21 protein-coding genes, 1 tRNA gene and 2 pseudogenes are annotated in these 26,033 nt (G+C 54.6%); 17 read left to right on the top strand and 7 right to left on the bottom strand.

Features of this window, described 5'->3' with window-relative positions:
* Positions 1 to 434: 434 nt before the first annotated feature.
* The 4 genes from Yoon_RS02530 to Yoon_RS02515 are packed head-to-tail and all read left to right on the top strand — an operon-like array spanning position 435 to position 9,840.
* Positions 435 to 1,220: a tetratricopeptide repeat protein gene (locus tag Yoon_RS02530; protein WP_238109832.1), complete on the top strand. Its 786-nt coding sequence runs from the start codon at positions 435 to 437 to the stop codon at positions 1,218 to 1,220.
* An 8-nt stretch (positions 1,221 to 1,228) separates the two neighbouring features.
* On the top strand, positions 1,229 to 2,797 hold the full coding sequence (locus Yoon_RS02525; RefSeq protein WP_238109831.1) for a ShlB/FhaC/HecB family hemolysin secretion/activation protein: 1,569 nt from the start codon (positions 1,229 to 1,231) through the stop codon (positions 2,795 to 2,797).
* Positions 2,798 to 2,819: 22 nt separating this feature from the next.
* Positions 2,820 to 9,260, top strand: coding sequence for a filamentous hemagglutinin N-terminal domain-containing protein (locus tag Yoon_RS02520; protein ID WP_238109826.1), 6,441 nt, complete (start codon positions 2,820 to 2,822; stop codon positions 9,258 to 9,260).
* A 4-nt stretch (positions 9,261 to 9,264) separates the two neighbouring features.
* The gene (locus tag Yoon_RS02515; protein ID WP_238109824.1) at positions 9,265 to 9,840 is read left to right on the top strand and encodes a hypothetical protein; all 576 of its coding nucleotides are present in this window, start codon (positions 9,265 to 9,267) and stop codon (positions 9,838 to 9,840) included.
* A gap of 2 nt (positions 9,841 to 9,842) precedes the next feature.
* Here the strand turns inward: Yoon_RS02515 and Yoon_RS02510 are convergent, their stop codons facing one another.
* The gene (locus tag Yoon_RS02510; protein ID WP_238109822.1) at positions 9,843 to 9,989 is read right to left on the bottom strand and encodes a hypothetical protein; all 147 of its coding nucleotides are present in this window, start codon (positions 9,987 to 9,989) and stop codon (positions 9,843 to 9,845) included.
* Positions 9,990 to 10,028: 39 nt separating this feature from the next.
* On the opposite strand from Yoon_RS02510, the gene Yoon_RS02505 reads away from it, so the two are divergent.
* The 6 genes from Yoon_RS02505 to Yoon_RS02485 all read left to right on the top strand — a co-directional run bounded on the left by Yoon_RS02505 (position 10,029) and on the right by Yoon_RS02485 (position 14,965).
* Positions 10,029 to 11,537: a hypothetical protein gene (locus Yoon_RS02505; protein WP_238109821.1), complete on the top strand. Its 1,509-nt coding sequence runs from the start codon at positions 10,029 to 10,031 to the stop codon at positions 11,535 to 11,537.
* Positions 11,538 to 12,184: 647 nt separating this feature from the next.
* Complete coding sequence (locus tag Yoon_RS17960; RefSeq protein ID WP_370642080.1) at positions 12,185 to 12,403, top strand: MafI family immunity protein; 219 nt, start codon at positions 12,185 to 12,187, stop codon at positions 12,401 to 12,403.
* Between the two features lie 108 nt (positions 12,404 to 12,511).
* The gene (locus tag Yoon_RS02500) at positions 12,512 to 12,829 is read left to right on the top strand and encodes a hypothetical protein (protein ID WP_238109820.1); all 318 of its coding nucleotides are present in this window, start codon (positions 12,512 to 12,514) and stop codon (positions 12,827 to 12,829) included.
* Positions 12,830 to 12,917: 88 nt separating this feature from the next.
* Positions 12,918 to 13,346 (top strand): hypothetical protein, encoded by a 429-nt coding sequence (locus tag Yoon_RS02495; RefSeq protein ID WP_238109819.1) that lies wholly within the window; start codon positions 12,918 to 12,920, stop codon positions 13,344 to 13,346.
* 162 nt (positions 13,347 to 13,508) lie between these two features.
* On the top strand, positions 13,509 to 14,066 hold the full coding sequence (locus tag Yoon_RS02490; RefSeq protein ID WP_238109818.1) for a DUF637 domain-containing protein: 558 nt from the start codon (positions 13,509 to 13,511) through the stop codon (positions 14,064 to 14,066).
* On the top strand, positions 14,063 to 14,965 hold the full coding sequence (locus Yoon_RS02485; RefSeq protein ID WP_238109817.1) for a hypothetical protein: 903 nt from the start codon (positions 14,063 to 14,065) through the stop codon (positions 14,963 to 14,965). The genes Yoon_RS02490 and Yoon_RS02485 overlap by 4 nt, the downstream gene beginning before the upstream one ends.
* A gap of 15 nt (positions 14,966 to 14,980) precedes the next feature.
* On the opposite strand, the pseudogene Yoon_RS02480 reads toward Yoon_RS02485, so the two are convergent.
* A pseudogene (locus tag Yoon_RS02480) lies at positions 14,981 to 15,159 on the bottom strand (IS3 family transposase); the annotation flags it as partial.
* Positions 15,160 to 15,241: 82 nt separating this feature from the next.
* A tRNA-Ser gene (locus tag Yoon_RS02475) sits at positions 15,242 to 15,331 on the bottom strand.
* A 249-nt stretch (positions 15,332 to 15,580) separates the two neighbouring features.
* On the opposite strand from Yoon_RS02475, the gene Yoon_RS02470 reads away from it, so the two are divergent.
* The 7 genes from Yoon_RS02470 to Yoon_RS02440 are packed head-to-tail and all read left to right on the top strand — an operon-like array spanning position 15,581 to position 21,959.
* The gene (locus tag Yoon_RS02470; RefSeq protein ID WP_238109816.1) at positions 15,581 to 16,498 is read left to right on the top strand and encodes an SPOR domain-containing protein; all 918 of its coding nucleotides are present in this window, start codon (positions 15,581 to 15,583) and stop codon (positions 16,496 to 16,498) included.
* A gap of 27 nt (positions 16,499 to 16,525) precedes the next feature.
* Positions 16,526 to 17,704 (top strand): D-alanyl-D-alanine carboxypeptidase family protein, encoded by a 1,179-nt coding sequence (locus tag Yoon_RS02465; RefSeq protein ID WP_238109815.1) that lies wholly within the window; start codon positions 16,526 to 16,528, stop codon positions 17,702 to 17,704.
* Entirely contained in the window at positions 17,701 to 18,309 is a 609-nt protein-coding gene (gene tmk / locus Yoon_RS02460; RefSeq protein ID WP_238109813.1) for a dTMP kinase, read from the top strand. Before Yoon_RS02465 ends, tmk begins: the two co-directional genes overlap by 4 nt.
* Positions 18,306 to 19,412, top strand: coding sequence for a DNA polymerase III subunit delta' (locus Yoon_RS02455; protein ID WP_238109811.1), 1,107 nt, complete (start codon positions 18,306 to 18,308; stop codon positions 19,410 to 19,412). Before tmk ends, Yoon_RS02455 begins: the two co-directional genes overlap by 4 nt.
* 11 nt (positions 19,413 to 19,423) lie before the next feature.
* On the top strand, positions 19,424 to 20,212 hold the full coding sequence (locus Yoon_RS02450) for a TatD family hydrolase (protein WP_238109809.1): 789 nt from the start codon (positions 19,424 to 19,426) through the stop codon (positions 20,210 to 20,212).
* Positions 20,209 to 21,012 (top strand): MBL fold metallo-hydrolase, encoded by an 804-nt coding sequence (locus tag Yoon_RS02445; protein WP_238109807.1) that lies wholly within the window; start codon positions 20,209 to 20,211, stop codon positions 21,010 to 21,012. Before Yoon_RS02450 ends, Yoon_RS02445 begins: the two co-directional genes overlap by 4 nt.
* Before the next feature lie 17 nt (positions 21,013 to 21,029).
* Complete coding sequence (locus Yoon_RS02440) at positions 21,030 to 21,959, top strand: AEC family transporter (protein WP_238109806.1); 930 nt, start codon at positions 21,030 to 21,032, stop codon at positions 21,957 to 21,959.
* Positions 21,960 to 22,014: 55 nt separating this feature from the next.
* Here the strand turns inward: Yoon_RS02440 and Yoon_RS02435 are convergent.
* The 4 genes and pseudogenes from Yoon_RS02435 to Yoon_RS02420 all read right to left on the bottom strand — a co-directional run.
* Positions 22,015 to 22,893 (bottom strand): annotated as a pseudogene (locus Yoon_RS02435) (ABC transporter permease); the annotation flags it as partial.
* Positions 22,894 to 22,903: 10 nt separating this feature from the next.
* The gene (locus Yoon_RS02430; RefSeq protein ID WP_238109804.1) at positions 22,904 to 24,517 is read right to left on the bottom strand and encodes an ABC transporter permease; all 1,614 of its coding nucleotides are present in this window, start codon (positions 24,515 to 24,517) and stop codon (positions 22,904 to 22,906) included.
* Between the two features lie 5 nt (positions 24,518 to 24,522).
* Entirely contained in the window at positions 24,523 to 24,810 is a 288-nt protein-coding gene (locus tag Yoon_RS02425) for a DUF1330 domain-containing protein (RefSeq protein ID WP_238109802.1), read from the bottom strand.
* A gap of 64 nt (positions 24,811 to 24,874) precedes the next feature.
* Complete coding sequence (locus tag Yoon_RS02420) at positions 24,875 to 25,981, bottom strand: extracellular solute-binding protein (protein ID WP_238109800.1); 1,107 nt, start codon at positions 25,979 to 25,981, stop codon at positions 24,875 to 24,877.
* Positions 25,982 to 26,033: the final 52 nt, after the last annotated feature.

The raw sequence follows: 26,033 nt of genomic DNA, 5'->3' as shown, positions 1-26,033 counted from the left end.
TGACGTTCAACATTGTGTGGAACGACACATATTTCTACCTTTTTCACAACGTTACGTCGTTGATTTTGTATCAATCCCATTTTGGCCGACGCATTACTTTTACCTTTTGCGTCTCATAGTCTTAGCTTTTGGGAAAAGCAGCCGTTATCATCAGTGTATTGAGTTTAGGTTTCAAAGGTCTGTGCAGCGGGCAATACTATTGCGATTCGCGTATTTGTTTTGTCGTGGGCGGTCTGCGGATTATCTACTTTGTGGCTGTTTCCCCATTGACATCAATTGGATAAAATAGCCTCAATTAATCCACTTGGAGCTATCAATGATCGTCCCATTGCATCACTTTTGACCGTTTCCGCCTTTACCTTTGCAATCTTCGGTTGACGTTGCTCGCCTAGATTGATCTTAGAGGAGCTAACATTTTCTTAAGGAATTTATTGATGCGTTTGAATGTCTTGGCTTCTTTGACTGTTGCGACTTTTTCTTTTGCCACCGCTGTCTTTGCTGATGTTGATGATGGAATTGCGTTTTTGGATGCGGGCGATGTCGCCTCTGCGGCGACGGAATTTGCGGCGGCTTACGAGGCTGGTGTGCCTGAGGGCGCGTTTTATCTGGGTCGTTTGTTTGAATTGGGCCTGGGGACTGAGCAAGATGAGATGCGGGCTGCGAACCTTTATAGTGCGGCGGTTGATGCGGGATCTGTTAAGGCGCAGGTGCGTTTGGGGCTGATGTATCACGAAGGTCGGGTGCTTTTGCGCGACTACGTTGAGGGATCACGCCTGTTGTGCGCAGCGGCCGAGGCGGGTGACGCGGACGGGCAATTGAACTGCGGTTTGGCCTATCAGATTGGACGCGGGCTTCCTGCGGATGACGCTAAGGCGGTGGACTATTGGCAGCGCTCTGCGGATCAAGGCAATATTTTAGCGATGAATGTGCTGGGGCAGACAGCCTTGGACGCGGGCGATATCAGTGCTGCGGGCACGCATTTTAAACAGGCGGCCGATTTGGGCAATGCGGGCGGTATGTTTGAATACGCCAAGCTGGTGTCAGAAACCCACCCTGTGGCGGCTTATTCTTATGCGAACTTAGCTGTTGTGCGCGGGCTCTCTGAGGCTGCGGTTTGGCGGGATCAATTTGAGGCGGGCTTGAGCGCTGCTGATATTGAAGCCGGGCAAGCCATGGCGCGCGCGTGGACCGAAGAACGTATCTTGGCCGAAGCCGAGTAACCACGCAGATGCGGTGGTTTATTAGCCCTATAGCAATCATCGCGGCGCAACCGGCACTGGCGCAGGGTTTTTGCCTGCCGATTGACACGATCGATGTCTCTGGTGCGACCATTATCAGTGATGCGCAGATGGCCGAGGCGGTTGCGCCGTTTGCCGGCAATTGTTTGGGTATGGAACAGATCAATGCGGCGCTTGAGGCGGTGACGTTTCTATACGTGGATCGCGGCTATATCACGGCGCGGGCCTATCTGCCGGAACAAGACATTGCGGATCGGGGCTTGGATATTACGGTTGTCGAAGGCGAACTTGCGGGCATCCGGTTTAATGGTGAGGCCCGTCCGCTTTGGGAAAAGATCGCATTTCCTGGGCTGATTGGGCAGACGGCAAACCTGCGCGATATTGAACAGGGTTTGGATATTATCCGGGGCATGCCAGCCTATACGGCGACGATGGAAATCACCGCCGGAGAGGCCGAGGGGCAGTCGATTTTAGATGTGGATGCGACCGCCGACAAACGCTGGACGGCCCGGTTTGGCATGAACAACCACGGCACGCCGGGCAGTGGCGAATATAATGCGACGGCTGATTTTACCTATGATCACCTATTGGGTTTGAATGAAACCTGGTCGTTGAACATATCGCGCGGCGCCGAGGCAAACCCGCTTGGGTCTGACACGGGCGGTGCTGCGACCTTGAACTATGGTGCGGGGCTGCGTCTGCCGTATGGGCCATGGACGTTGCAGGGAAACTACAAGCATTCTTATTATGAAACCGACACATTGGGTCCGATCACCAGCATCGGCACGGATGGCTGGACCGATACTGCTGATATCAGCCTGTCGCGTGTGGTTCATCGCAACCAAGATAGCAAAACCAGTGTGACGGGTGTCGTGAATTGGCGCGATAATGTGAACCGGATTGCCGAGATCGAAATCAACGCGTCAAGTCGTACATTGGCAAGCGCGCGTCTTGATCTTGATCATGAACGCAGCCTTTGGGGCGGCCATTTAGCGGCGCGGCTAGGATATGAGCAAGGGCTTGATGCCTTTGATGCAGAGGTTGCGGCAGATCCGCTGGTCGGTCCAAACCCGCAGTTTGCGCTGGTTGATTTTGAACTGCGGTATAATCGTGGCTGGGCACGCGAGGGCGGTAATATCAACGCGTCGACAACACTGCGGGGGCAGTGGAGCGATGACACGCTTTATGGCGCGTACCGCATGGGGCTTGGTAGTCTCTCATCGGTGCGTGGGGCAAAAACCTATGACTATGAAACCAGTGACGCCGGGCTTTTTAGCGGCGACACAGGGTTGATTTGGCGCAATGATGTGTCCTGGACGACACCGCTGCCTTTGCCGACAATGCTTGGTGCCTTACAGGTCTATGGCGGTCTTGATGCCGGGGTTGTTGAGGTGGATGACAGTGATCAAGCTAAACCGCTTGTCGGTAGCGCGGTCGGGTTGCGCACAGTGGGCAGCACGGTTGCAATTGATTTGGCTTGGCAGCAGGTTTTGACGATGCCAAACGGCGCAACACCGCCTGATGGCATTGCGCTTCTTTCTATTTCTACACATTTTTGACCTATGCATTAGGATAGCCTTTATGAAACGCCGATTGAACAAAGCGATCCATAACTTCACCAGCTGGCTCAGCATTTTCTTGATCACGGCGCAGCCGATTATGGCGCAGTCGATTGTGTCTGATGACACCGGTCCGGTGGTGATTGAATCGGCCAACGGTACCACGATGGTGATGATCAGCACGCCTGATGCAAATGGCGTGTCGCACAATACCTTTGTTGAATTTAGCGTGGGCCCAGATGGCGCGATCCTCAATAACGTCGGCGAAAACACTGCGACAACCCAGCTTGGCGGGATTGTGCAGGGCAATAGCAACCTTGCGGGTGGCACGGCCTCGGTTATCATCAACGAGGTGACCAGCACCAATCCGTCCGTCTTGAACGGCTATCTAGAGGTCGGTGGTGACCGCGCGGATGTGATTGTCGCGAACCCTTACGGGATCACCTGCGATGGCTGCGGGTTTATCAATACCGACCGGTTGACGGTCACGACGGGCAGCACGACTTATGACGGCGATACGTTCACCGGGTTCTCGGTGGATGGTGGGGCTGTCAATATTTTGGGCGGCGGGCTTGATGCGACTGATACGACGCGGTTTGACCTGATCTCGCGTCAGATCACAGTTGCAGGTGCGGTACATGGGCAGCGTATTCGTGTGATCGCGGGCCGCAATGACGTGATTTACGCCACGGGTGAGGTCACAGAAAAGGCGGATGATGGGTCGACGGCCCCGACATTGGCGATTGATTCCACGGTTGTTGGCGGCATGTATGCCAATGCGATCACGATTACCTCGACCGAAGACGGTGTTGGCGTGCGCGCGCCCACAGAAATGGCGGCAAATGCCGGTGAGATGATGATCACAGCCGATGGCCGTTTGGTCATGGGCAGCGCCAGTGCAACAGGCAGTATCACAGCAACCAGCACAACAAGTGACGTTGAAATTGAAGGCACGGTTGTTGCGACACAGAATGTGAATGTGACCACGGCCGAAGATTTGGTCTTGGCGGCGAATGCAAAATTGGTTGCAGATGTCGCGGCTGATCTGATGGTTGGGAATGATCTGACGGTCGGCACTGGCGCTGAAATTGCCAGCGGGGCAGCGCTTGATATCGATGTGACGGGCGCTGTGCAGGTTGCATCTGCGGCGGATGTGATCGCGGCGGGCAATGCGACCGTGACGGCGGCAAGCGTGACCAATGATGGCACATTGGCGTCTTCAGGTGGCACATTGGACGTGACCGCGGGCGACATCACCAACAGCGGCTTAATGTTTGGCGATAGCCTGATTGCCCTGCGCAGCGATGGGGCAATTTTAAACGATGGCGGTGAAATTGTTGCCAATGGAAATATCAACATCGGTGGGGCGACGGTCACGCGGGCGGCGAATTTTACCAATCAAAACGCGGGCCGGGTTGAGACGATTACGGGCGATATCACCATCGCCGCGACGGATTTTTTAAATACACGCGCGGCGCCCGTTGTTGATGCCGCCTATACGGTTGATCCGGACGATCTTGGTGACGCGACCTGCACGGGGGATGATTGCATCGATCCGCTTGTGTTGGCGGGGGCTGTGACGGTGACGGGTGAAGCCGCGCAGATTATCTCGGCGGGGGATATCACGCTGACGGGCGATAGCCTTGTGAACCAATACAGCCAGATCACGGCGTTTGGTGATATTGCAATCACGGCGGCATCGCTCGAAAACATCGGGGCCAATATTTACGAGCCGACAGCGGGTGATCCGGGCGCATTGACGTTCGTAGGCGCTGTGTTTGGCACGATCGAGGCCGGCGGCACGCTGAGCGCAAATGTATCAGGTTATACGCAAAACGGCGCGGCCGCAGATGATGTTGTGGTTGAGGCCGGTGCGGGTGTTGATCTTGCTGACACGGTCTCTGGCTCCATCGGCGATTCCGCACTGTTGATCGTGAACACCGATCCAACGGCCGATTTTTTGGTCGAAACCCGCGATGAATTTGTCGATCTTGATCAGTTTGTATCGTCTGACTACTTTTTGACGGCGATTGAGTACGACCCCGAACTCAAACGGTTTGGCGATGCCTATGCCGAGGCGCTGTATATCCGCAAACAGCTTTTGGCACTGCTTGGGCAGTTGATCCTGACCGCGGGCGTTGATGAACGCGCGCAAATCCAAGCGATGTATGACAATGCGATTGATGCGCAGCAAAACCTTGACCTGACGGTTGGGGTCGCACTGACGCCCGATCAAATTGGTGCGCTGACAAGCGATATTATCTGGCTTGAAGAGACCGTGATCGACGGGCAAACCGTGCTGGCACCCAAGGTCTATCTGGCCAATCCTGAAATCCGTTTGGCGGGGCTGAATGGCGCGATGATTGTCGCCCGCGAGGTCAGCTTCCGCGGTGGTGACTTTACCAACAATGGCACGCTGCGCGCGCAAGATGGGCTTGCTGTGGTGTCAACCGGAACCTTTAGCACAAGCGGCACGCTGAGTGCGCAAGATGTGTTTGTCAGCGCCGAAACCATCAATGTAGAGACCGCAGCACATCAGGTCGTAACCTTGCGCAATGGCGAAACATCGGCGTTCATGGCGGCTCTTTTGGCGAGCTTTACAGGCGACGATGCGTCTGCGCCAGAATTGGACCGCCAAGACCGCGCGGCGCGCCCGTCAACAATCGAGGCAGGCGGTACATTGGTGCTGCGCGCGAGTAATGACATCACGACCGCCGGGGCAGATATATCGGCTGGGTCCGGGGCTGCGTTTGTGGCAGGCGGTAATATCACCATCGGGGCGTTGGCCTTATCGCGCGCCAAAGGCGACGAAACAGGATCGAACCACCACCGGATCGAAAGCCTGACCCATCTGACCAGCACCATCACATCGGGTGGCGATATTACCTTGCTGTCATCGGGCGATGCGGATGGTCAAAACGACATCTTGCTCGAAGCTGCAACGCTTGAGGCCGCAGGTGCCATCAGCATGGTCGCGCGCGATGGTGATATCGTGTTGGGCGCAGTGGCGGATATGTATTTTAGCGACCGTGCAACCAGCAGCAGTTCCTTTTTTGGCTTCAAAAAGAAACAAACCCGCGATCAGGTTTTGGATATCTCGCATCAGGTGACATCCCTGAGCGGGAACGAAATCGTCGCCGTCGCAGCACAGAATTTGCAGATCGACGGGACGCGTTTTGTGGTCAGCGGCACGGCGGATGGCGATGCGGCGGCGGGTGAATTGGCGCTGATTTCTGTCAACGGCAGCACGGCGTTTAACGCGCCGGTCGATATCCGCGCTGAATCGCATTACCGCAGCAGCAGTTTGTTTTGGGGCTTGATCTCGAACAGCAAAGATCTGCGCACGCTCGCGTCGCAAGCCCAAGGTGCAAGCGCCGACACGGTAGGTGATCTGCTGATCAACTCGGGCGCTGACCTGACCATGACGGCAGTTGATTTTGATATCGACGGGCAGTTCCACACGGATGTTGCAGGCGCGACATATCTGCTGGCTGCCATTGATATGGATTACCAAGCCCTGATCCAGCACAAAGACAACGGCGTCATCATGACCGATATCCGCTCTGAGGATATGGCCGAGCGCGTGACCTATAACGGGATCGTGGCGGCGGGCGGGGTCAACTTTGACGCGGACAGCCCGATTATCTTTGCAGGGCTTCGGCATCCGCTGCTCGATAGCGCGCATCCGGCGGCTTGGGTGGCTGGCGATGATGACGGGCGGATCAATCTTGCCGGCGTCTATCTGGACGAACAAAGTGATGACGCAGACGACGATAGCGATGCGGCCGAAGAAGACCACTGGCGCGACAACACCGATTGGGCCGAGGACGACGGCACCGTCGAAAAAGTCCTCTCACCACTGCCCACAAGCGCGGACGGCGCAGAATACGCCTACATCGCAGGCCTCCTGGGACGCGACACAACAATCAACGACCCAATCACACTCGTCAGCTACGAATTCTATGAGAAAAAACAAGCGCTAAACCCGGCCTTTAGCGCACTGGTTGCAGTTGCGCTCTCAACAACGGGTGTCGGCTCGAGCGTCGCCATGTCGATTGGTCTGGGTGGCGGGGCCGCGAGCACTGCGTTTGTAAGCTCTGTCATGATGAGCACCTTAAACGGTGCCGTCTCAGGTGACCTTGATATTGAGAAAATCCTCGGCGACGCCGCATTCGCCGCCATCAGCGCAGGGATCACCGCAGAAATCAATCTCGACGCGCTGACCGGCGAGGCTGGCGGGTCTAGCTGGGTTGGCGTCACTGCGAAAAACGGATCGGCTATCTTATCGACCGACGCTATTTTAAACGGGGTCGCCAATGCGACCGTTTCTGCAGGGCTCAGCACTGTCGTCTATGACACCGACTTTGGCGATAACTTCCGGTCAAACATGCGCAGCTTTGGGATCAGCCAAGCAACAAGCGCGTTGCAGTTCGGTATTGGGGAAATCAAAGAAGGATCACAGATCGCCGACGGCAGCTTTGGCGCGGCGTTAATGCACGGCGTCGTCGGTTGCGCGGCGGCGGCGGCTTCGGATGGGGATTGTGGTTCTGGGTTTGCGACGGCCTTTGCAACTGAGATGGTCGCCGGGCAATTGTCCGCAAACTTTGATGCCGACCCCGGAATGGACGCGGGCCAGGCCGAGGCCGCACGCCTGACCTTCGAGCAAGACCGCGCGGCCCTTGTCGGCGCCGCCCTCGGCTACATCACCTCAGGCGGCAACGCCATCAACGTCAACCAAGGATCATCCATCGCAAGATCCGCCGTCACATATAACAGACAGCTGCATATCCGCGAAGCAGAATTGATTGGACTGTACGCTGGTATTTTTGCACGAGAACAGAACATTAGCGTTGAAGAAGCAACAACGTTATTGACCGCAGAAACGCTCCGTGGCGTGTCAGATGACTTTTCGTATCTTGAAGAGAACGACGCAGCTCGTTCATTCCTTGATGGCTTGAAGTATGCAGGCGAAGTAGTTGACGGCCAAACCCTATTTGGACAATTGGATCGCGGATCCGCCGAGTATCAGAACTCGACTATAAACATGGGCGATATGGTGCAAACCAACGCTCTGTTGGCCACCGCTGACCTGCATGCGTTTAACAAGGCGCTTGCACTGTCGGATGATGAGGCTAGCTGGACCTACACTGACCCGTTAGCCCCCAGCTTTTTAGGTACGGCTGTATCCGGCGCGGGCAGCGATCTGACGGTTTATGCGAGCAGCTATGAGCGGACTGATGCGGAAGGTTTTTTTGAGGCGAACCGCCTGTGGGGGAGCGTCTACACCGGGATCGGGAATTCGCTGGAGGAGCAATACCGCGCCGGCCTCATTGACAACACTGATTTCGTCTATATCGCTGATAGTGCCGAGGACTTTCGCAACATCGGTGCCGGTACCGCTCTAATCAACAAGCAAAACTTGGGCCGTCTTATTCAAGATGGGCTCGTCGGCATTGGGGAAGTGCGGGCGACGGGCCAACAATTCAATGCGGACGGTTCGCTCAACGTCTTTTGGGCGACTCATCAGGACAATATTCTGGATGCGGCTGTCGTCGGTATGATTGCTGCAGGGGGGCTCGCAGTTCGCGGAGCGATGCCTCACGGCCCAGAGATCACTGTCAGCCAGCAGGGCATTCGTATAGGTCAGGCTGAAGTGCCCGCGGGTTCAGCAATCGTCCGCGATGGCACGGTGCAGTTGAATCAGAATATTACCACCCCGGCCGGGCATACAATACCCGCAGGATCAATCGTGACGGAAAGCGGCGGGGCCATAAAGGTCGTAATGCCCGGCGGAACCGTGGTCACGGGGCGGACCGCAGAGCTCACGGGTGGCGTACCAATGATTTCGGCTACAAATACTGGACTGCCATCTAGTTATACTCGCAACGCTGATGGCACGATCAGTGGACCAGGCAATCTGAGTGGTCAGCAGGCAGTATTCCGAGAAACAGGCGATGTGACTGCCGATGGCGGCGCTATCTTGCAACGTGAGAGCGGCGGTTATTACTCGATAGATGCGAACGGCAACCAGCAGTACATCCCTGTTGCTGATCTTCCGACAAACCTGCAAACGCGGGGGGAAACCCCTTGGCAGCAATCGCAGACCTATATTCAAGATCAAGTTGGCGGTCGTGAAATTAGCTACCTGAATGGTGAGGTAGTGCCGCATGGGACGCCGGGCAGTGTACGGCCAGATGCGGTTCCTAACTGTACGCAATGCTTCGAAGTGAAGAACTACGACTTGTCCAGCACCAGCGGTCAGAACAGTTTGGTGAACACGACGGTTGAGCAGATCAACACACGTGCGACACATTTGCCCGATGGGATGCAGCAAAATATCTCGATTGATATCACTGGGCAGAACGTTTCGATTGTAACCCGTGAGGCAATTACGGATCGAATTGTGCAGAGCTCTAACGGTGCTGTTAGTTCTGGCGATATACGCTTCTTTGAAATCGAATGACTGATTGAAAGTGAATAAAGTGGGTAGTGAATACCATAAAAAATATCGATTTGGGATTATGGACCCTAGCCTGACACGCGGGATTGGATGGGTTGGTGATGTAGTCGCTTTCTTTGATGCTGTAAAATTGGCTGTGGACGAGCCAGAGCGGAACTACCCATTTTTATGGTCACTGCGTCGTAAACCAGTTTTTGGTTTGGATATGTTGCCCTTGTTTGAGGAGGCTCAAAAGATACGGCTACTTATGGAAGATGTCCCCATGACTGACGAGGTTCTTGCAAAGCTGCATTTGGATCGTGAGAATACCAAATTAAAGACGGAAGCCGCGACCTTGGCTGGCGTTTTTGAAAGAATGTTCAAAACTTTGGCGGAAGACGGGCCTGAACTTGTACGTCTTCGTATGGCGAAAGCTGATAGCGGGATCCTGGAAACTGGCTCTATACGCCTTGGTCCTGTCGAGCCGCTAGTGCCATCAAGCTTCTTTCAAAAGTTGCCTGCATCTGCGTTTGACGATGCCGATCCGCCGTTGTGGTTGCGTGATGAGATTTTTGACCAAGAGTTTTACGCTGGAAAGATTTAGCCCTACTCTTCTTCGTCCGCCTCTTCATAGACAAGCCTTTGCAACGCGAGTGTCACCACTTCGCCCATGGTTTGTTTTGTCTGTGCTGCGTAGATTTTGGCGTCCCAGAGGGTATCTTCGTTGATATTGCGGATGGGCGTTTTGTTCATTGTGATGGCCATATCGATGAGTGTCGGCTAAGTTAACGTATGGGTTTTCTGCGTCATCTTTTGGGTATTTTTGCCGCCATTGTGCTTTGCGCGTTCGGCGCCACTGCGGCCCCTGCGCTGCCGTCGTTTTCCATTCACCAAACAGCCCCTACAATGGACGCGGGCCAGGCCGAGGCCGCGCGGCAAGCTTTTGAGCAAGACCGCGCCGCCCTTGTCGGCGCCGCGCTCGGCTACATCACCTCAGGCGGCAACGCAGTCAACGTCAACCAAGGATCAGCCATCGCAAGATCCGCCGTCACATATAACAGACAGCTGCATATCCGAGAAGCAGAGCTCATTGAACGCTATGCCGATGATTTTGCTGAAGAATCTTGCCGAACAACAAACGTATGTTTGTCGCGTGATGAGGCTATTGTCATTCTGACGGCAGCCGCGCTGGCACGAGTGGATGGCGCATTTAGGGATGGTGCTATTGCTGACGGTGTAACGCCATATTTACCACAAGATTACGCTGATGCCTTTCTTGACGGGCTGGGTGCAGGTGAAACAATTGAGGGGACTGATCAAACGCTATTTGCGGCGACTGAAGAACAGTTCCGAAACCATCAGCTGAATGCCGGAACCTTGTTGGATGTAAGGCGGTACTACGACCTCGCATCATTGTACGGCAGCCATGGTCAGCGCGGTTACAATGATGCGTTCACCGTCGCGCTCGCCTCGTTGGAAGGTCAAATTGTAACATACGATTCGCCCGAAGATATGGCGATACTGCAAGCGCAGTTGCGAGAACTGCCAACAGCAGAACTTCAGGGGATTGCCGCCCAAATAGCAATCAGCGGTGAAGGTTATGGTGTTGTGCTTGCTGCCGGGACACTGCTGACTGACTTAAGCGGTCAAATTACCAACACTGAAATGGCTGACTTGGTCGCGCAGAACGCAGTAGATGCGACCGAACTTGGCGTCGCGATGATGCAAGAGATCGCAGATAAGTACGGTCGCGGCGAACCGCTGACGGACGATGAACGGTGGCTATTGACGGTGGCCGTTGGGGGTGGCATGGCCGCGACTGGGGGCCGACCCGCGTTGAACTGGCTGCGGACCGTGCAGCTGCCAAGATTTCAAAGACTAGTAGCTACAAATACAGCAGGCATCCCCGAAGGGTCTCGAGAAATCCAATCTGTCGGTGCTGCTGTAAATGCGCCTCCAGGCTTCAAGGTTTATCAAGCTCCAAACGGACAAAGGTACTTTGAATCCCCGGGTGGTTTGGTTTACGGGCCCGGCTCGCAGCATGGAGACCGCTTGACGCATGTTCTCGATCACACTCAACCGAATCCAAACAAGACTACACATACCGTTTTTAATGAGTCGGGTGACCGTGCACTTGCGCTCGTGGATGAGGCTTGGACCACGAGAGGGATCCCTGTCCCGGGCGATCCTGGCGCATATGTTGTGCCGATGGGCCGTGTGGTTGGTACAGCGGGAGAAACGAACATCCGAGTTATTGTGAAGCCCGGCACAAGTGAAATTATTTCGGCGTACCCACAATGATAGAGAATGCAATTTGTGAATGCCCACGATGCGGACAAGGGGCTGTCTTACCTGCTAGAGTTAAGAAGAACGGGCGCACAATCTATCTTTGCAACGAATGCGACGCCGTTTGGTTTTCTGTGGGAAGCATCGAATACGCGACGTTCAACTTTTTCAACTATTATATGGAGCGTTTGGGTTTGCCTGATCTCTGGTCGGAATTGGAAGTTTTAAGCGCGAGTGATCACTCCGCCGATTCCACTGGTTGATACTCTGGCGCTAAATCGAGCAATTCAACCGCCAATTGATCCATCGGTCAATGTTGCTAGTGCACAACATATTCTTTACGGAGACGGGACGGGGGAGACCATCTTTGGCCTAGCCTACCGGGAAATACACCTTTTCCAAGAAGCTGGGATGGAAATCGCCGTATGTCTACGGCCTCAGATATTGCTACCGACCCCAACCTGCTCTGGAAACCGCAAACGGGCAGTGGTGGTCTATATACGAAGTCTGGAAGGCCCGCACGTTTTGTAGTAGTCGATCAAAATGGAAATCTTCCGGTCGTTGACGGCGTTTCAATAAAGGTAATTGTTGAACCTGCGGGAACTGGGATCGTAACTTCACACGTTCAGTACTGATATGGAAAAGACAGAAAAAAAATATTATTGTTGCTAGATCAGTTTAGGACACGTCTTCCGATAGAAATCGTTGATGAGCTGTACTCTTTGACAACCCATCGAGAATGGGGGGGCGCGGTAGAGAATATGTGTGTGCAGTTATTCGAATTAGATATTACCCCTAGCGCAGATGAAATCGTCAGCATAAAGGATTTGTGTGATGAAATGAAACTAAGCGCCGACACCTGGCAGTTTTTGAGCACATAGTTACTGCCGGTTTTGTTGCGATACACTTGGTCTATTTGAGGCCCCTAGGTTTTGTATCAATATCCTTACAGCTAAACTTGGCTGACCGCAGTGCCCGGTCGGAGATGAATGATGACAGTAGAGAAATTTGATCTAAAGCTGATAAAAAAAATAGCTTTGGTGTTTGCGCTGAGCGAAAGAAGCAGACAGTCAACCGAGTACCTCCGTCTGGTATCTCTGCTAAATACAAAGGGCGGAGAGGAAATTAGCCCGGGTTGTTTTTTGATCGCAGGGGCCCATAAAATTTTCGTAAATGATTTAGGCGAATACTTAGACTTCATGGAAGATAATGATTCACTTCTAGTATTTAACGGACTTGAAATAGAAGCCGGTGCTACCTTCTGGCTCCCTCAAAAAATACGTCCAAGCATCCGTATAACAGAGTAAGGTATATTTTTGACAGCCGAACGCTATAATGTAAAATATGTGACTGTAAGGTTTCACGAAACCTTGTGCTACTCAGGTGCCGAATAACATGGCTAATTGGTCTCAAAATAAGGCGGGTAGCTGGCTCCAAGTGCGGCATGCGGTGCTTGCTATTTGCGAGAAGCCTGCAAGTTATCTTTTAGACCTCATAAATGATCTATCTTTGGACCCAGACGCTTTCGAAAGATTTATCGCTTGCGTATGCTGTGATAGCTTTTTTCAGTATGGTGAAGGGTATTTCGTACACATGCCTGCGAGTTTAGTCGAAGACTATCGTTTTAATGGTGCGGTTGAAATATCATGGGATCAGTTCGACGGACAGGAGCGCATTCAATCCATACCATTGGACACCTTCGTGCTTTGCATGAAAATTATCATTTTGTACTATGCAAGCTCAATCAATACGACATATCAACCTTGGAACAGAATCGATATGCTGGATAGAATTCTGAAAAAACACAAAGACGTAAGCACCTAGATTTACGGGCTATTTTCTCAAAATGTGATTCCTGTGATGCCAATCGCTAAGGGCAACTCAATGGTTCGACATGTCCTATTGCACTTTACAGTGCAGCTATTGATTGCTTTCTGTGAGATCTCTAAATTGTCGGCCTCGGACGGGGATTGCGGATCCAGGTTTGTGACGGCCTTTGCATCCGAGATTGTCGCGGGGCAATTATCCGCAAGCTTTGAAACCGACCCCGCAATGGACGCGGCCGAGGCCGGAGTTGACGCGACGCTCACATCGGGGCTCAGTACGGCCGTCTATGAAACCGATTTTCTTGATAGCTTTGGCGCAAGCATGCGGTCCAGCGCGATCAACCTCACGATGGCGGACCTGCAAAACGGGATCGGGGATGGGGTCACGAAAGGGCTTTACCAAGAAGGCGACCTCGCCCACGCAGCCCTACACGGGTTGGTGGGTTGCGCCGCCGCTGAAGCGCTCGACGGCAACTGCGCATCAGGCGCGCCGCAGCAGCCATCGCGCAGTCGATCTATGCAGGGATGCAAGAGGGAGGGGCACCGCAGCGCGACGCATACGGTTCTGATCATGATTTTTTTGCAGCGCACGCGGCATGGAAGGCTGACGTCGCACAGCAGGCCAATCTTATCGGCGCTTCTGTTGGGTATGTTACCTCTGGGGGCAGCGCCGCCAATGTCAACAACGGTGCATCTATCGCGCGTTCCGGCGCATTGAATAACTATCTTAAACACACTGAACTTGCGCGGGCGCGGGCGCTGTTTGATGAACGTGAGAGCCTTATAAAACAAAGAAGGCGCCTCTCCTCCTCTGCCTGCCTGTTCTGCTATGAAGAGGAGATCAGGTTACTGTCGGCGCAGCTTGACCAGATCGCGTTAGAAATTAATGAACTGCAGACCTCCTCAGCAGCCAATACGCTGGCGTTGATGGCTGCCTGTGACGTCGGCAATACGACCGAATGTCAAACCCTCCGGGACGAGGCCGCTTACTATCTGGATAACACGGACGGTTGGTTCGGCATGGAATCCCGTCTTGGACGGGTGTTTGACGTATCCGCTGGAGCGATGGAGGGCGTTGATGTCGACTGGGGCGGCAATCTCGATAGATGGCTCACAGATGCGTATGACGTGGCCGCATTAGATTCAAATGCGGACTGGGGTGTAATCGACAGCTCAGTTGCGGACTATGCGATCGCTCGCGACGGGTGGATAAACATTGGCGTTGGAACGGGTGCCGTTGCGGTGTCTGTGCTTGGGTGCATCGGCACCTCAGGCTTGGGCTGTGCCGCGATTGTTGGTGGCGCGGTACTGGCTGAAAGCAACACGATCTACGATGGCGCGGCCACGGTGATCACGGGTAGCTCCCAAGACGGATATATCAAAAACCTGCTGTTGGCTGCGGACTTTACAGATGCAGAAGCCGACCAGTATGAGCGCTGGATTGAAAACGGGCTGGCTGTTGCCACAATCGGCATTGACGGCGTTATAGTTATTCGCAGTACTAGTGGCGCGCAGCTTAATACAGGGCGGCAGACGGTTAGCGATTTTGTTGCTACAAATAGAACATTCGATTTTGTAGAAACACAGTCGGGTACTCATTTGCGCAGAACTGTTTGAATAGCCCCTAGTTTCTTAGACACTTTCTTGGTTCACATTGCGCTGTCTGTTTTCGAAGTCGACGGGCGACAGCATCCCGTTTCTGGCATGTTTGCGTTTCGGGTATAGAACATTTCGATGTAATCGAAGACGTCCTGTCTGGCTTGCTCGCGGGTTTTGTATGTGCGGCGGTGAATGCGCTCGCGCTTGAGCATTTACCCTATGGCGGGTAGGTTGTCTGGTAGGTTTGTTGGGGTGATGTTTTAAATCACAAAATCAACAGCTTAACCACGTTTGTGGCGGAGGCTCAGGGATTCGAACCCTGGGAGGACTTTCACCCTCGTCGGTTTTCAAGACCGGTGCATTCGACCACTCTGCCAAGCCTCCGTTGGGCGGTCTCTAACGGTAATGAAATGATTCGAAAAGCAACTTTTTGCATTGGGGGATTCCGCCGACAATTTTGTGATGACTCTTCCCTAAACGGCAGCGGGGCGCTATCGTTCGCGAAAGCAGGTGCCGCGTCGCGGGTTTGTCATTTTTGATGGCGAAGTTATTCGTGTAGTCACATAAAATGAATGCAGCTGGGAAAACGGCGCGATCCCCACAAATTGGTGGGGCAAAATATAGGGGCGAAAAATGACAGGTATATATTTCAGAACCGGGCGTCGTGCCCCATTTGGGATCGCATTGGTTGCCGTGCTTGGGCTTGCGGCCTGCGAAGAAGGCGGGGGCGATATGTTTGCACCGCGCGCAGAGAGTGCGGCGCAAACCGGTCCTACGCAGATGGTCCAAACAGACCGCGATGTTGAACGCCCCGATATTTTTGATGTCACGGACCGCGGGCTGTGGGACGGGCGCCCGTCGCTTGGCGGTATTTGGGTGGCACATCCCGATGTCCAAGACCCTGAGCGTGTGATCATTCGCAACACGGAAAATGGCCAGTCGGTTGTTGGTGCCTTGTTCCGGCGCGAACGTGAAAACCCAGGCCCGCTGCTGCAGGTCTCATCTGACGCCGCGACAGAGTTGGGCCTTTTGGCCGGCGCACCGACTGAGCTGAGCGTCATCGTCTTGCGGCGTGAAGAAATCGAAGTCCCCGCAGAAGTCGTCGAGGACCCGCAAGACAATGCGGTCGTCGCAAGCCTTGCCGCCCCGGTCACTGTTGCCGCAACTGCGTTGGATGACGTTCCTGCTGTGGATGTAGACGTGTCCGCTGCGGATGGCGCAGATACCCCTGCGGTCGATCCGATCGCTGGTGCCGCCGCTGCAATTGCTGCGGTGGAAGCGGCAGAAGCCACAGATGAAGTCGAAGCGCCCGCCGCTGTCGGAGGTGCGACTGCCCCATTGGCCCAAATCGGGGTCTTTAGCGTGGAAGGTAACGCCAATAACGCGGCGCAAGCAATTCGCGGCGCTGGCATCCCATCGTCGGTTGAACCGCAAGATGCGGGCGGGCGCACTGTTTGGCGGGTCGTTGCTGGGCCGGTTTCAGATGATGCGACGCTGGCGCAGCTCAAATCACTTGGCTTTGTTGATGCGTTTATCGTGGACGCGCAATAGCGCCCCTAACTTCGGAGCACAGATCAGATGACCCTTTCTCACTTTCGTTTTGCCGTGATCGCGCTTTGGTTTGGTGCGACGGCGGGCTTTGCGCAGACCTTCGAAACGACTGCGCGTGCGGCCTATGTTTTCGATCAAACTACTGGCACTGTGCTTTTGGCCAAAGACGAAGACGTGCCTTTGCCACCTGCGTCGATGTCCAAGCTGATGACAATCTATATGGCGTTTGAGGCGATCGCGGACGGCCGTCTGACGATTGACGAGGAATTGCCCGTATCTTCACATGCTGCGTCTTACACAGGGTCGTCGATGTTTTTGGATACCACTGACCGGGTGCGTGTCGAAGACCTTTTGCGCGGCGTGATCATCCTGTCCGGCAATGACGCAAGCGCGGTTTTGGCCGAAACCTTGTCGCCGGATGGAACCGAGGCGGGCTTTGCCCGGATGATGACCCAACGCGCCCAACAGATGGGCATGGAAAATTCGACCTTTGCCAATTCAAACGGCTGGCCCGCGGCCGGACATCGCATGTCTGTCGAAGACCTCGGCATTCTGGCCGATGCGCTGATCCGCGATTTCCCAACCTATTACCCGCTGTTCGCTGAACGCGAATTCGCTTTTGATGGCCGCGTGCCCAGCAATTCGCGCAACCGAAACCCGATTCTATCGCTTGGCATTGGCGCAGATGGTCTAAAAACCGGCCACACCTCCGAAGCAGGCTACGGGCTTGTCGGCTCTGCTAAACAAGGGGACCGCCGGATTATCTTTGTGCTTACCGGGCTGCCGACCGAACAGGCGCGCGCCGAAGAATCCGAGCGTCTTGTGAACTGGGCCTACCGTCAGTTTGCGCAAAAAGATGTCGTTGATGCGGGGCACCGGATTGCAACGGCGGATGTTTGGATGGGCGCGCAGACCACTGTGGGGCTGACAGTTGCCGAAGATCTGTCGATGTTGGTGCCTGTGCTGAACCAAGGCACCGTTGATGCAGAAGTTGTTTACAACGGCCCGATCCAAGCGCCGATTGCAGCGGGTGATCCGCTGGCAGAATTGGTGATCCAACTTGATGGGTTGCCTGAAAAACGTATCCCCTTGGTTGCTGACGCCGATGTGCCAGCGGGCGGGTTTACGACGCGGTTGCGGACCGCAGCGCATGTGCTTTGGACTAAGTTCGGACCGCAACCCGGTGCGGCTGACGACGCCGCATGACATCGCCTAAGTTTATTACGTTTGAGGGGATCGACGGGTCTGGTAAATCCACGCAGTCGCGCTTGTTTGCAGATCGCCTGCGTGCGCAAGGACGCGATGTGATCCTCACGCGTGAACCCGGCGGCAGCCCCGGCGCAGAAGAAATCCGCCAGCTGCTGCTGACAGGCGACACGGATCGCTGGTCGGCGGAAACTGAAATCTTGCTCTTCACCGCCGCGCGCCGAGATCATCTTGAAAAGACAATCCAACCTGCTTTGGCGGCTGGTAAAACGGTGATCTGTGACCGCTTTGCCGATAGCACGCGGGTTTATCAGGGCGCGACCCGTGGTGATTTGCGCGCGATGGTCGACAGCCTGCATACGCTGATGATTGGGCGCGAACCTGATTTGACATTTATTATCGACATGGACCCCGCGATGGCGCTGGAACGCGGGCTTGCCCGTAAATCTGGTGAAGATCGGTTCGAGGATTTTGGACTCGGTTTTCAAGAAACCCTGCGTCACGGGTTTCTGGCGCTGGCACATGTGCAACCCGACCGGTGCGTGTTGGTTGATGGCAACCGCACACCAGACCAAATTGCCAGCGAAATCGCGGCCCATCTATGAGCGATGACACGCTGCCAGAACCTGACCGGATTGACGGCGCGCCGCATCCGCGCGAAACCCGGTATTTGTTCGGCCAAGCACTGGCAGAGGCGGATTTCCTTGATGCGTTTCAATCGGGGCGGATGCATTCGGGCTGGTTGATCACGGGGCCGCGCGGCGTTGGTAAGGCGACGCTGGCGTGGAAGATCGCGACGTTTCTGTTGGCTGACGAAGGGCTGGGTCTGTTTGGCGACCCAACGCTTGATGTCGACCCCGAACATCCCGATGCGCGACTGATGCAAGCGGGCGCACATCCGCGGCTTTCTGTGATCCGCCGCCCTTGGGATGATAAGACCAAGAAACTGCGCGCTGAAATTACGGTTGATGCCGTGCGCAAGCTCAAGACCTTTTTTCAGATGTCGTCAGCAGATGGCGGACGGCGCGTTGTCATCGTGGATGCGGCGGATGAATTGAACCGCAACGCGGCCAATGCAATTCTAAAAGAACTCGAAGAGCCGCCTGCCAATACAGTGATCTTGCTCATTGCCCATCAACCTTCACGCCTTTTACCAACGATCCGGTCGCGGTGCCGGGTTTTGCGATGCAACACCTTGGGCGCTGATGATTTGCAAAAGGCATTGTCGCAAGCAGGGCACGACGCCGATAATGCAGATAGCCTTGCCCCATTAGCTGGTGGGTCAGCGGGCGACGCGATCCGACTTTTGAACCACGACGGCCTCCAGCTTTATGCGGAACTGATCCGCCTGTTTAACGGGATGCCCCGCATTGATCGGCCGATGGCGCTTAAACTTGCTGATAGTTGCACCGGACGTGCCGCAGACGTGCGCTATGGCATGGTATTGGACTTGATTGATCTGTTTTTGTCACGTGCCGCGCGCGCCGGGCTGTTGGGGCAACCCCTGACCGAAGGTGCGCCGGGTGAGGGCGCGCTGCTGGCACGCATCGCACCCAATGACCTGATGGCGCGTAATTGGGCGCAGTTGCAACAGGATCTATCCAACAGATCGCGTCATGGGCGCGCGGTGAACCTTGACCCTGCCGCGCTGATCCTTGATATCATTTTCAAGATCGAAGAAACGGCGCTTGGCGTCGCTGCCGCCTGAAAGCCACCCCAATGACACAGCCCACCATCGTCGATAGCCATTGCCATCTCGATTTCCCCGATTTTGATGCGGAACGCCCTGATGTGATCCAGCGCGCGCTGGACGCCGGGGTTGAGCGTATGGTGACGATCTGCACGCGCCTTCGGTTGGAGCCCCAAGTGCGCGCCATCGCCGAAGAATTCGCCCCTGTTTTCTATGCCGCAGGCACCCACCCGATGAGCGCCGCAGAAGAGCCACTAGCGACTGTCGATGAATTGGTGGCGCTCTCTGCGCATCCGAAATTTGTGGGCATCGGCGAAACCGGGCTCGATTATCACTACACCGCCAAAAGCATGGATATTCAGCAACAAAGCCTGCGTGTGCATATCGCTGCGGCGCGCGAAACTAAACTGCCGCTAATTATCCATGCACGGGCCGCCGACGACGATATGGCGCGTATTCTGGCCGAAGAATATGCAAACGGGGCCTATTCATGCGTGATGCATTGTTTTTCCAGCTCTGCCGCGCTTGCGACCGCAGCGCTTGATCTCGGGTTTTATTTGTCGATGTCTGGCATCGCGGCCTTTCCCAAAAGCCAAGAGCTGCGCGATATTTTCGTGGCTGCCCCTATTGACCGAATTTTGGTGGAAACCGACAGCCCCTACCTTGCGCCGCCACCGCACCGGGGCAAGCGTAATGAACCCGCGTTTTCTGCACTGACCGCAAAGGTAGGTGCCGAAGCGTTCGGCATGGATTACGCGGATTTTGCGCGGCAAACCACTGCGAATTTTGATCGGCTGTTCTGGAAAGCACGCGCATGAGCGACACTCTCACAGTGACCATTTTAGGCTGTGGATCGTCGGGCGGTGTGCCGCGTTTGGGCGGGCTGTGGGGGGATTGCGACCCGGATAACCCCAAAAACCGCAGGCAGCGGTGCTCAATTCTACTGACCCGATCAAACGGGCAGGGTGAAACGAAGGTCTTAATTGATACCTCGCCAGATCTACGGAACCAGCTGCTAGACGCAGGTGTTGGGACCTTGGACGCTGTGATTTATACCCATGCCCATGCAGACCATGTGCATGGGATCGATGACCTGCGCATGATCGTTTTTAACACGCGCGAAATGCTACCTGTTTGGGCCGATCCTGACACCGCCAAAGCGCTGCGTGATCGGTTTGGTTATATCTTTGAAACGCCTGAAGGTTCTTCTTATCCGCCGATTTGCAAGCTGCATGAGATGGACGGCGATGTCACGATCACCGGGGCAGGGGGCGCAATCACGCTCACCCCGTTTACGGTCACGCATGGCGGGATTGACGCGCTTGGGTTTAGGTTCGACGATGTGGCCTATATCCCTGATGTGTCCGCGATCCCTGATCCGGCGTGGGCCAAGCTAGATGGGCTCGCGTGTTGGATCATCGACGCGTTGCGCCGCACGCCGCACCCGTCCCATGCACACCTTGAACAAACGCTGAATTGGATAGCAGAACTGCGGCCAAAACAGGCAGTGCTGACAAATATGCATAATGATCTGGATTTCGCGGCGGTTGCCGCTGAAACCCCCGCGCATGTGCAGCCAGCCTATGATGGTATGACACTAACGTTTGACGTCACCTAACCCAAAGGACCAGCCGCATGAGCGCATTGATCGACGTTATCATGCCCGTATTCTTGGTGATCGGGTTTGGGTATCTGGCCGTCTGGAAAGGCTATTTTTCCGAAAGCGGCGTCGACGGGTTGATGAAGTTCAGCCAAGGGTTCGCGATCCCTTGTCTACTATTTACCGCGATTTCAACGTTGGATTTAGAGCAAAACTTTGACCTCGCTCTGTTAGGGTCATTCTATACAGGGGCGCTGGCGGGGTTCTTCATTGGGTTCGTGGGCGGGCGTGTCTTGTTCAAGCGTGACTGGCAAGACTGCGTGGTCTTCGGGTTCTGCGGATTGTTTTCGAACTCTTTGCTATTAGGGGTGCCGATCACGGAACGCGCCTATGGCCCCGACGCGCTTGAAGCGAACTATGCGATCATCGCCATTCATTCGCCGTTTTGTTACGGCGTTGGGATCACCGCGATGGAGATCGCGCGCAATTGGGGCGGCAGTGTTGCGGCCCTGCCGCGCAAGGTGCTCAAAGCGATGTTTAGCAACGCGTTAATTATTGGTGTCAGCCTCGGGTTCGTTGTGAACCTTGGCGGTGTGCATGTGCCACATGTCTTGAATGATGCGGTTGGATTGATTGCGCGCGCGGCCTTGCCTGCGGCGCTGTTTGGCCTTGGTGGGGTGCTGTATCACTACCGCCCCGAAGGTGACATGCGGGCGATCATGTTTGTTGTCTCGATCTCATTGGTGATGCACCCGGTCATCGTCTGGTTGTTGGCGGATTTCAACGATCTTAGCCTATCTGCTTCACGCTCTGCGGTGATGACCAGTGCGATGGCGCCGGGGATCAATGCCTATGTGTTCGCCAATATGTATGGCCGGGCCAAGCGGGTCGCAGCATCAGCGGTGCTGATGGGGACCGGGTTGTCAATTATCACGGTCTGGACCTGGTTGCATATCCTTCCCTAACGCAAAAGGCAGACCCGGATGGGTCTGCCTTTGTGCACTCATCTGTCAACGGTACTTAGGTTGGTGACATGCCGCGCAGCCGTTCCGACCGCCGCCGTAGCAGTTCAACCGTTGCCAGCAGCAAGATTGAAATGCCAACAAGAACAGTTGCCACCGCAAGGATTGTTGGGCTGATCTGTTCGCGCAGCCCTGTGAACATTTGCCAAGGCAGAGTTTTCTGGGCCGCGGCGCCAACGAATAGCACGACGACGACTTCGTCAAATGATGTGATAAAGGCGAACAGCCCACCTGAAATCACGCCGGGCAGGATCAGCGGCATCTGTACCCGAAAAAACGTAACCGTTGGTGTCGCGCCCATATTGGCCGCGGCCCGCGTCAGCGATTGATCAAACCCGACGAGCGTTGCGGTCACAGTAATAATCACGAATGGAATACCAAGTGCTGCATGTGCCAAGATCACTTTGATATAGCCCGAAAGCGATTTTGAAATCCCGAACGTGTTTTCCATCCACAGACCCATTTGGCTGTAGAAAAAGAACATGCCTGTCGCTGAAATGATCAGCGGTACAATCATCGGTGAAATCAAAATCGCCATGATCCCACGCCGGAACGGTACGTGTGATTGTGACAGACCGATGGCTGCCAATGTGCCCAATGAAACCGAGATAATCGTCGCAAAGGGCGCAATGATCAACGAGTTCTTCAGCGGGCGGATCCAGTCCTGGTTAGAAAAGAAGTCGCGGTAGTGTTTGAGCGAATAGCCTTCCGGGTCCAGCGCCAACATCTCTGGCGTGAAGGTAAAGAAGTCTTGGGCGTTGAACGACAACGGAATGATGATGATAATCGGGGCGATCAAGAAGAACAGGATCAACCCGACGATCACACGAAAGCTGTAGTACCAGATCTTTTGACCGGTGGTTGCATAGATTGGCAAGCTCATCTGATCAGCCTCCTAGTTTCACGTTGTCGATGCCGACGATCCGATCGTAGGCCCAATAAAGCGCTAGAACGATAGCCAGAAGGATTGCGCCCAGTGCGGCGGCCAAGCCCCAGTTAAGCGAGCTTGAGATGTGATAAGCGATCCGGTTCGAGATAAAGACACCTTTGGTCCCACCCACGATTTCCGGCGTGATGTAGTAGCCAATCGACAAGATGAACACGAGGATCGACCCCGCGCCAATACCTGGCACAGATTGCGGGAAATAAACGCGCCAGAAGGCAGTCCAATTGGTTGCGCCCAGTGATTTGGCCGCACGCAGGTAGCTGATCGGAATGGTCTGCATCACGGAATAAAGCGGCAAGATCATAAAGGGTAGCAAGATATGCGTCATCGCAATCACGGTACCTGTGGCGTTGTTGATCAGGGCAAGCCGGTTGTCATCGGCAATGAACCCAACCCAGACTAGCAGGTCGTTGATGACCCCTTGGTTTTGCAGCAGCACTTTCCATGCAGATGTCCGTACCAGCAAAGATGTCCAGAACGGCAGCAGCACAAGGATCATCAAAAGGTTGGCTTTGCGTGCCGGCAGATTCGCAAGCATCCAAGCGACAGGGTAGCCCAGCAAAATGCAGCTGATGGTGATGGTCATCGACATGATCATCGTGCGCAAAAACAAGGTCAGGTAGACTTGTTCGTTCTCGGGCTGCCACTCGATTCCGTCTGTGGTCTTTTGCAAATCAATCGCGTTCAAGAAATAGCCGTTCGTGTAAGCCGGGCTATAAGTATAGATGGTTTCCCAAACTTCAGGGTTTTGCCAATCGTCGTCAACATCGGTAAATGTCGCGATGACGTCTTCAGTTTCAAAGCTCGGCGCCGCAGCCGCAGCCGTGCTCACAAGACCGGCAAGCGGGCCGGGAATGTCGACGGAGGGCGAAGCAATCAAATCTTGGTAAAGCGCCAAGGATACGATGTGCCACGGTTCTTCTTCGGTGGGACTATCATTGTCTCCAGATTGGATGACGCGGGCGAAATCGGCATAGATGTCGGCAGTTTGGGGCAGCATGTCAATCGCTGTGGCTGACACGACAAAGGCGGGTTCATCTCCTTCACCGTCCCATGCGGCTTGTGCGGCAATCCAGTCGGGGTCCGCCATCAACGTGACCCATGTGGCCGGATCTTCCCATGCTGGATCAAGTGCTACCAATTGGTCCGTGTAAATTTCGCCAATATCATCAACCCGGCGGCCCGTTTTACGGAACAGCGATGAAATACCTGACAGTTCGTAGTTCAGCCGGCTGCCCAAACGTGTGTGTTCTTTAAGCTCAACCGCGACTGCCAAATCCTTGGCAAGCGCGTCAAATACCGTGGCAGGGGGAAGATCATTTTCCTGCGTGTCCCAGTCATCAAGGGCGACAACGGTGCGCGGGATGGTTTCGCTCACAATACCGTTTTCGACCGAACGGAACAGCATTTGCCCGATGGGGTAGATGAATGTCGCCAGAATAAACAGAAGAAGAGGTAAAATCAGGACCAGCGCGCGCATCTTTTGGCGGCGCAATGCGCGATTAAGGCTCGCCTTAAGTGGTGTGCCATCTGCGGCGAGGACTTGCTCTGCCATGTGTTCTAAACCCCTTCGACCAAGATGATCATGCTTGTTGCGTTTTCGCGGCGGATACGCGCGACCTCTTGGTATTCTTTGGAATAATATAGCGCCTTGGCGCTTGCGTAGTCTGGAAATTCAAAGATCACATGGCGGTCAAGCTGGGCCCCTTCGGGCACTTCGCTTGGGCCACCACGGACGATTGGTTTGCCACCGTGGGCTGCGATCATGGGCGTGTCTCGGGTAATGTATTCCTGATAAGCGTCAGGATTGTTCACCGTGATATGGCCGATGATATAGCCTTTTGGCATCTTGAATTCCCGTGGATGAAATATGCGCAAGGCAGGTTGCCCCACCTTGCGCAGATGCTAAGGCTTATTGTGCGAGCCAGCTCTGGAATTTTGCATCCAGATCGTCGCGGTAATCAGCCCACCACTCGTAGTTATACAAGAAGGTGTTTGTCGCGTTCGCAGGGTCGGTTGGCATATGTGGTGCCATGTCGATACCCAATGTTGCGTGCTGACCAACCAAAGGCGCAGATGATGCACGTGCTGGACCGTAAGAGATATATTTCGCTTGGTCAGCAAGACGCTGTGTGTCTGTCGCAAAGTAGATGTAGTCCAACGCGCGTGCTTCGCGCTCTGGGCTGAGACCCGCTGGGATGATCCAACCGTCAAGGTCGAACACTTGCGCGTCCCACAGCATGGCGACGGGCTGGTCTTGTTCTTCGATCAGGCTGAACAGACGACCATTATATGTTGTGCCCATGACGACTTCGCCGTCAGCCAACAATTGCGGGGTATCTGCACCAGCAGACCACCAAACAACGCTGTCTTTGATCGTGTCAAGCTTGGCGAATGCCTGTGCTTGGCCTTCTTCTGTTTCGAGAACGTCATAGACGTCTTCTTTTGCAACGCCGTCACAAAGCAACGCCCATTCCATGTTGTTGATTGGGCGCTTTTCAAGCGAACGCATGCCTGGATAAGCTTCAAGATCGAACATCGCGCAGATGGATGTTGGTGGCGTGTCACCAACCATATCTGTGCGGTAACCAGCAGTTGTCGAATACACGATCTGCGGGATAAAGCAGTCAGATACAAGCAGATCGCCAAAGTCGTCAGAGGCAGAAGAGCCGTCATCGCCTGGGGCAAGTTGTTCGTCAGCGTCGATTTCCAGCGCAAGGCCTTCGTCGCAAAGACGGATTGCGTCAGATGCCACAACGTCGACAACATCCCATGTGATATTGCCCGCTTCGTTCATCGCACGCAGTTTCGCAACTGCTTCGTTTGAACTTTCATCGTTGATGATGGTGACGCCAGTGTTTTCGGAATAGGGGTCGTGGTAGGCGGCCTGTTGTGATGCAGAATATGCGCCACCCCAGCTAACGATGGTCATTTCGTCGGCCATGTGGCCGTCTGCGATAGCTGTCGAACCAGCCAGCGTCAGAGCCGAAGTGGCCATGAGTGCTTTGGTCAAAGTCATTTTAGTCTCCCGTTCGTTTACCCGGATTATTACGTGCGAACCTACCTTCCGG

The sequence above is a fragment of the Yoonia sp. I 8.24 genome (assembly GCF_022096995.1).
GTDB lineage: Bacteria > Pseudomonadota > Alphaproteobacteria > Rhodobacterales > Rhodobacteraceae > Yoonia.
The sequence above is the reverse complement of the archived record's forward strand: the minus strand, read 5'-3'. Positions and strand labels throughout refer to the sequence as shown.